The organism is Bacillus sp. T33-2, from assembly GCF_002860205.1.
In the GTDB taxonomy this organism is placed as follows: domain Bacteria; phylum Bacillota; class Bacilli; order Bacillales; family Cytobacillaceae; genus T33-2.
Genome location: NZ_PGVB01000048.1, coordinates 64,365 through 70,805 on the forward strand (window position 1 = coordinate 64,365; position 6,441 = coordinate 70,805).

Annotated in this window: 9 protein-coding genes; all 9 read left to right on the forward strand. The window is 39.8% G+C overall.

The window, feature by feature from the left end; translation table 11 throughout:
* Positions 1 to 264 precede the first annotated feature (264 nt).
* The 9 genes from CVD19_RS22450 to CVD19_RS22490 all read left to right on the forward strand — a co-directional run bounded on the left by CVD19_RS22450 (position 265) and on the right by CVD19_RS22490 (position 6,338).
* Positions 265 to 672 (forward strand): TIGR03826 family flagellar region protein, encoded by a 408-nt coding sequence (locus CVD19_RS22450; RefSeq protein ID WP_101585413.1) that lies wholly within the window; start codon positions 265 to 267, stop codon positions 670 to 672.
* A gap of 144 nt (positions 673 to 816) precedes the next feature.
* Complete coding sequence (gene flgM / locus CVD19_RS22455; protein WP_101585423.1) at positions 817 to 1,083, forward strand: flagellar biosynthesis anti-sigma factor FlgM; 267 nt, start codon at positions 817 to 819, stop codon at positions 1,081 to 1,083.
* Between the two features lie 24 nt (positions 1,084 to 1,107).
* Positions 1,108 to 1,590, forward strand: a complete 483-nt coding sequence (locus CVD19_RS22460) for a flagellar protein FlgN (protein WP_101585414.1) — start codon at positions 1,108 to 1,110, stop codon at positions 1,588 to 1,590.
* 23 nt (positions 1,591 to 1,613) lie between these two features.
* A complete protein-coding gene (flgK, locus tag CVD19_RS22465) occupies positions 1,614 to 3,188 on the forward strand; it encodes a flagellar hook-associated protein FlgK (RefSeq protein WP_101585415.1) in 1,575 nt (524 codons plus the stop codon).
* A gap of 9 nt (positions 3,189 to 3,197) precedes the next feature.
* On the forward strand, positions 3,198 to 4,100 hold the full coding sequence (gene flgL / locus CVD19_RS22470) for a flagellar hook-associated protein FlgL (protein WP_101585416.1): 903 nt from the start codon (positions 3,198 to 3,200) through the stop codon (positions 4,098 to 4,100).
* 53 nt (positions 4,101 to 4,153) lie between these two features.
* Complete coding sequence (locus CVD19_RS22475; RefSeq protein ID WP_101585417.1) at positions 4,154 to 4,705, forward strand: DUF6470 family protein; 552 nt, start codon at positions 4,154 to 4,156, stop codon at positions 4,703 to 4,705.
* Positions 4,706 to 4,724: 19 nt separating this feature from the next.
* The gene (fliW, locus tag CVD19_RS22480) at positions 4,725 to 5,168 is read left to right on the forward strand and encodes a flagellar assembly protein FliW (protein ID WP_101585418.1); all 444 of its coding nucleotides are present in this window, start codon (positions 4,725 to 4,727) and stop codon (positions 5,166 to 5,168) included.
* 2 nt (positions 5,169 to 5,170) lie between these two features.
* Positions 5,171 to 5,380: a carbon storage regulator CsrA gene (csrA, locus tag CVD19_RS22485; protein ID WP_101585419.1), complete on the forward strand. Its 210-nt coding sequence runs from the start codon at positions 5,171 to 5,173 to the stop codon at positions 5,378 to 5,380.
* 139 nt (positions 5,381 to 5,519) lie between these two features.
* Complete coding sequence (locus CVD19_RS22490; protein WP_101585420.1) at positions 5,520 to 6,338, forward strand: flagellin N-terminal helical domain-containing protein; 819 nt, start codon at positions 5,520 to 5,522, stop codon at positions 6,336 to 6,338.
* Positions 6,339 to 6,441 lie beyond the last annotated feature (103 nt).

Below are 6,441 nucleotides of genomic sequence, written 5' to 3' on the forward strand. Positions count from 1 at the left end.
CTGAAGGGTATTGTCTATATACAGGAAATTGAGGATAGGGATTTTGGTAATACATGATAGCACTCCTCTTTTTACCCATATGCTTATGTAATTGCATGACTTAATGTTACTCCAATTTCAATTATCTGAATGGAAAATCGGAAGCTTTTAAAAACTAATTAAACGGATTTCATGTGTACCTATTTTAATTTCTCCTTTTCCTAACAATCTTCTACAGGATATAATGAAAAAAGCAAACATTAGAGATTATGAGGGGGAAGGACAGTGGAGCTCATAAATTGCTCTTCCTGTGGTGATATTCACGTCAAAAATAAGTTTAGAGACGTGTGCCCAAAGTGCTGGAAAGAAGAAGAAACTGCCTATGAAACTGTTTACCAATATATGAGAAAACGTGAAAACCGTGCAGCTACGATCCTGCAGGCGGTTGAAGCTACAGGCGTTACCGAAGAATTAATATTAAAATTTATCAGGACAGGGCGCCTGAAACTGACCCAATTTCCAAACTTCGGTTATCCTTGTGAAAAATGCGGCAGGATTATCAGGGATAAAAAGCTGTGCCCAGAATGCATTAATGAGTTAACGGCGGATTTAAAAGCTCATGAACAAAATGAGGAGTTAAAACGGGAAATTGCCAAACGTGACCGTGCGGCGACTTATTATACGCGGGATTAAGAGTTAAGCTGTATGTTTACTGCATACAGCCTATTTATTATGTGGGTAAAAAGTTATAATTTCTTCCATCTTATTAAAAAAAAATATTTTATACCGATAATAGGGATAGAAGACAAGGCCGGACTCGAAAGTGAGGAAATGACCATGAAAATTAATAATATAGGTTCATCAGGGATCAATCCTTATAAACGCCAAATGAACAAGCTTGATAATGTCGGCAAAGCATCCGGAAAACAGGCAGACAAAGTCGAAATTTCCGCAACTGCAAAAGAAATGCAGCAGTCGTCCCAAGTGTCCACCGAGCGCCATCAAAAGGTGGAAGAGCTGAAGGTGCAGGTGGAAAACGGCACCTATAAATTGAACCCAAAAGAAGTAGCGAAAAGCATCATCAATTTTTACAAGCAACAATAAACCAAGATATTGGGAGGCAACCTGATGTCCGAAGAAGTGCTTATATCAACTATGAAAAAACTTCATAAACTCCACCGCAGCCTTCTTGATCTTTCTGTCCGAAAGACGGAAATAATCAAAAAGAGTGACATGGATGCACTGAATCAGCTGCTAAAGGACGAACAGGTTCATATTTCAGCGATTGGAGAGCTTGAAGAGGAACGTCTGGCGTTGGTATCCACCCTTCTACCTGACAGGGAAAACCCTTCGTTTCTGGAATGCCTGGAGGTTTTATCAGGACATGAAAAAGAAGAACTGCAAAAGCTGCGGGATGAACTGCTCCAGGTCGTCTGCGACATCCGGGAACAAAACACTCTGAATCAACAGTTGATCCACCAATCGATGCAATTTATCAATTTTTCAAGAGGCCTCATCATGCCCCGGCAGGAGAGCTACAATTACGGACCACCGAAAGGCAAACAAACACCAGCGGCAAGCACACAGGGCCTTTTTAGTTCGAAAGCTTAAAACATCAATCAGGAGGAACGAAAATGCGTTCAACCTTTATGGGGTTAGAAACGGCACGGCGCGGGATGTTCACCCAGCAAAGCGCTTTACATACAACCGGGCATAATATTTCAAATGTCAATACACCAGGATATTCCAGACAAAGGATCAATTTTAACGAGACTTATCCGTTTCCGGCTGCAGGATTTAATAAACCAATGCTTCCAGGCCAAATGGGTACGGGAGTAGAAGCGGGCTCGATTCAAAGGATCCGTGATGATTTTCTTGATTTGCGCTACCGCGGCCAAAATAGCCAATTGGGCTACTTCGGAACGAAATCGGATGCCCTTGCGAGTATGGAAAATATCATGAATGAACCAACAAAGGAAGGTTTATCTTCTGCAATGGACTCATTCTGGAACTCTCTGCAAACCCTCGGTACATATCCAAATGAAAGCGGTGCGAGAGAAAGCGTATTGGCACAAGCCAATTCAATGTCAGATACGTTCAATTACCTTTCGAATTCCCTTGAGTCTATCCGCAAAGATTTAGCACTGAGCATTGATGTCTCTGTTTCCGAGATAAATTCAATTGCCGATCAAATCAATGGAATAAACAGGGATATTGCCAAAGTAGAACCACACGGCGATCTGCCAAATGATTTGTATGATAAGCGGGACCGTTTAATTGATGACTTATCAAAATTAGTAAATATAAAAGTAACAAAGCAGCCCAACGGTGGTCTGTCTAAGCCGATTGCCGAAGGCATTTACAAAATTGAAATAATCAATGATGCAGGTGTAAGTTTAGGAACGCTTGTAGACAACACTACAACTCAAGGTGATCCAAATCTGGTGACTTACAAAATGAACAGCAGTTATCTTGAATCACTCACAGTTGGGAATAATATTCCTGTCAACGCGGCAGATTTTGCTTCTGGTTCATTAAAAGCAGATATCGAAGCAAATGGTTATATTGACGCAAATGGAGTTAAAGTTGGCGACTATCCGCAAATGATTGATCAGCTTGATAAGCTTGCTTTTGCACTTGTAAAAGAATTTAACCAAATCCACAGTAACGGTGATGACCTTAACGGAAACAATGGTGGTAACTTTTTTGCTGATCTGTCCGACTACAAGGATGCAGCCAAGAATATGTCAGTTGCAATAACTGATCCAAATCAGATTGCGGCAGCCACAAATGGAACACAAGTGGGTAACGGCGGAAACGCCTATGATCTTTCTGAAGTGATGCGTAAAGATTTTAGCAACTTTGTTGCATTAATACCTGACCCATCTGGTTCAGGTACCAATATTAATCTGAAAGATTATATTCAAAATGATTTAAAAATGAGCGGCAATATTAAATCTTTTTATGGCGGCGTCATTACGTCGTTGGGCGTGCAAGCGAGAGAAGCCAATGTGCTTTCAAGCAATACTGAAACATTGCTGCAATCTGCCGAATATCAGCGCCAATCTGTATCCGGAGTTTCATTGGATGAAGAAATGACAAACATAATTAAATTTCAGCATGCTTATAATGCTTCAGCAAGGAATATTACTGTAATCGACGAAATGCTCGATAAAATTATCAATGGCATGGGAACAGTCGGAAGGTAGGAGATATAGATGCGCGTAACGCAATCAATGCTATCTAACAATACGCTGCGCAATTTAAGCAACAGCTATCAACGATTAGGTAAATATCAGGAACAGCTGAGCTCCCAGAAAAAAATCTCAAGACCGTCGGATGATCCGGTTGTTGTCTTTAAAGGGATTTCATACAGGAGCAGTGTGAATGATGTCGAGCAATATCAGAAAAATATTGCTGAGGTCAATGTGTGGCTTGAGAACACAGAGGATGCTCTGGAGAAAGCGGGATCTTCGATTCATCGCGTGAGCGAACTGATCATTCAAGCTAATACTGGTTCAGTTACTGATGAAGACAGGCAGAAAATTGAAGATGAAATTGAAGAAATCAAACAGCAACTAATTTCAGTCGCGAATACAAAACTATCAGGCAAATACATTTTTAACGGTTCAGATATATATAACCAGCCCGTGAATTATAATGGAACAGTGATTAATACGGCTTATAATAACGATTCAATCAGTATCGAAGTTTCGGCAGGCATCAAGCTGAATGCGAACTACCTTGGTTCCAATATCTTTAAGTATGATCCTGCAAGCGCAACCGATAAAGGCGTGCTGGGCGATATAGAAGCGCTTCAAACAGATTTGAAGAATGGCAATGATCCAGATCTAGGTCAATTCATCACGAATTTCCAGAGACACCTAGAAAATATTAACTCCACTAGATCTAGTATTGGCGCAACAATGAACAGAGTAGAGTTGATTCAAACGCGTCTGGATTCTCAGGAGATTATTGCGAATAAAATGGTCTCTGAAAATGAGGATATCAACGTAGAAGAAGTAATTTTACAGCTTCAAACTCAAGAAAGTGTTCATAGAGCTGCTCTAAGTGTTGGTTCCCGAATCATGCAGCCTACTCTTGTGGATTTCCTAAGATAATGCATAAAGCTATCTATATAATAGATAGCTTTTCTTTATAAGGGGGAGGAAAAGTGCGCATACCTAAAATAAATATTGAACCAAAATCAGGGTTAATAGGTTTAAACATTCAACAGTCAGACCAGGTTATTAAACAAAGGCCTGCTGACATGTTAATCCAACAACAACCTGCCGAGCTCCACATTCATCGCCAACCTTCCAGGTTAACAATAGACCAGACTTTGGCGCATGAGAATCTTGATTTAAAATCTTATCGGAGAAGAACTCAGGACAACGCAATGTTAGGTGTACAAGGGGTAAGCAACTATATCCAAAAAACAGTACGTGAGGGCATTGAACTTATGAAGATAGAAAATGCCGGCGATCCAATCGTTGCCCAGGCAAAGCGGGCATTAATTGATGAAACTACATTTAATACGGGCAATACACCATCGCAATTCAGTGTCAAGATCAATTATACTCCTGCCAAGGTGACTATTGATTCGGAGAACCATGAACCTGTATTAGAGGTCAAAATGAACGTGCCGATTCACGAATATACACCTGGCACAACAGATGTATATATGAGACAAAAACCATCGTTACAGATAGACTTCACAAAATAAAATAAAGGAGTGAGATTAAGTGAAAGTGAAAACACGTTACCACGGAGAACTTGAATTACAAAAAGACCATGTTATCACGTTTCCAAATGGAATCCCAGGTTTTCCCGACGATCAGAGCTATATAATCATTCCATTGGATGAAAATTCGCCATTCAGCATTCTTCAATCTATCCAAACAGAGTATTTGGGCTTTGTCATAGCTGATTCGTTTTCCTTTTATAAAGATTATGAATTTAATCTTCCGGCTTCTTTTCTCTCCCAGTTTAAGATTGAAGACAGAAATGACGTGAACATTTTTTCAATCGTTACTGTAGAGCAGTCAATCGAAACATCGACCCTGAATCTTCAGGCACCTATTGTGATTAATAATAAGACAAGACAGGGAAAACAAATAATATTGGATTCCGAGCAATATCATACCAAGCATCCGTTGAAACAACAACAATTAGGACAGGAGGGATAGGGATGCTGGTCCTCTCTAGAAGAAAAAATGAAAGCATAGTAATTGGAGAAAATATTGAGTTAACAATATTGGAGATAGATGGCGATCAAATCAAGATTGGAATCACGGCACCGAGAGAAGTGGACATTCTTCGAAAAGAAATAGTCATTAAAACAGAGAAAGAAAATACATTAGCGCTTAACAATCATTTCGATATTGAAAATTTTTTATAAAAAAATCTTAAAAACATTAAATACCTGCGGATTGGTGTCGATATATTAACTAGTTACATAGTAAACAGTCGGCCGGCTAAATTCTATGTCAATTAACCACATGGATGTGGATCTTTCATACTCAAGGAGGAAAAAACAAATGAGAATTAATCACAACATCTCAGCGATGAACACTCATCGTCAACTAACTTTCAACAATAGCAACTCTGCTAAATCCATGGAGAAATTATCTTCTGGATACCGTATCAACCGTGGAGCTGACGATGCTGCCGGTCTTGCAATCTCTGAAAAAATGCGCAACCAAATTCGTGGTTTGGATCAAGCAACCAAGAACTCTCAAGATGCAATCTCTTTGATCCAAACAGCTGAAGGTGCATTGAACGAAACTCACTCAATGCTACAGCGTATGGCTGAATTGACAACACAAGCTGCTAACGAAACTATTACAAAGTCTGATGCTGATAAAATTCAGGCTGAAATTACACAATTGACCAACCAAATCGACAGCATCGCTACCCAGACTAAGTTTAACACTAAAGAATTATTAAAGAGTGATTCAGCAGTACTGACTTTCCAAGTAGGTGCTAATGGCGGAGAAACAATCTCCTTAAGTCTAAAAGATGCGACTGCTTCAGGTCTTGGAATTAACGATCTAACTGCTTTAACTGGCTCCAACGCAGTAGCAAGTGCAAACTTAATTCAGATTCAAGATGCTATCAATGAAGTATCTGAAGCTCGTTCTAACTTCGGTTCTGTTCAAAACCGTTTAGAGCACACAATCAACAACCTGGGTACCACTTCTGAGAACCTGCAAGCTGCAGAATCTCGTATCCGTGACGTAGATATGGCGAAAGAAATGATGAACATGACTAAGAACAATATCCTTACACAAGCTGCTCAAGCAATGCTTGCTCAAGCTAACCAACAACCACAAGGTGTTCTTCAGTTACTCGGATAATATCAGTTTTAAAACCTCCGTTCAACAATGAACGGAGGTTTCAGACTGTCGACAAATTCGATGAAAATCGTTTTTGTCGACAGTCTTTTTTGTATAATTGGGA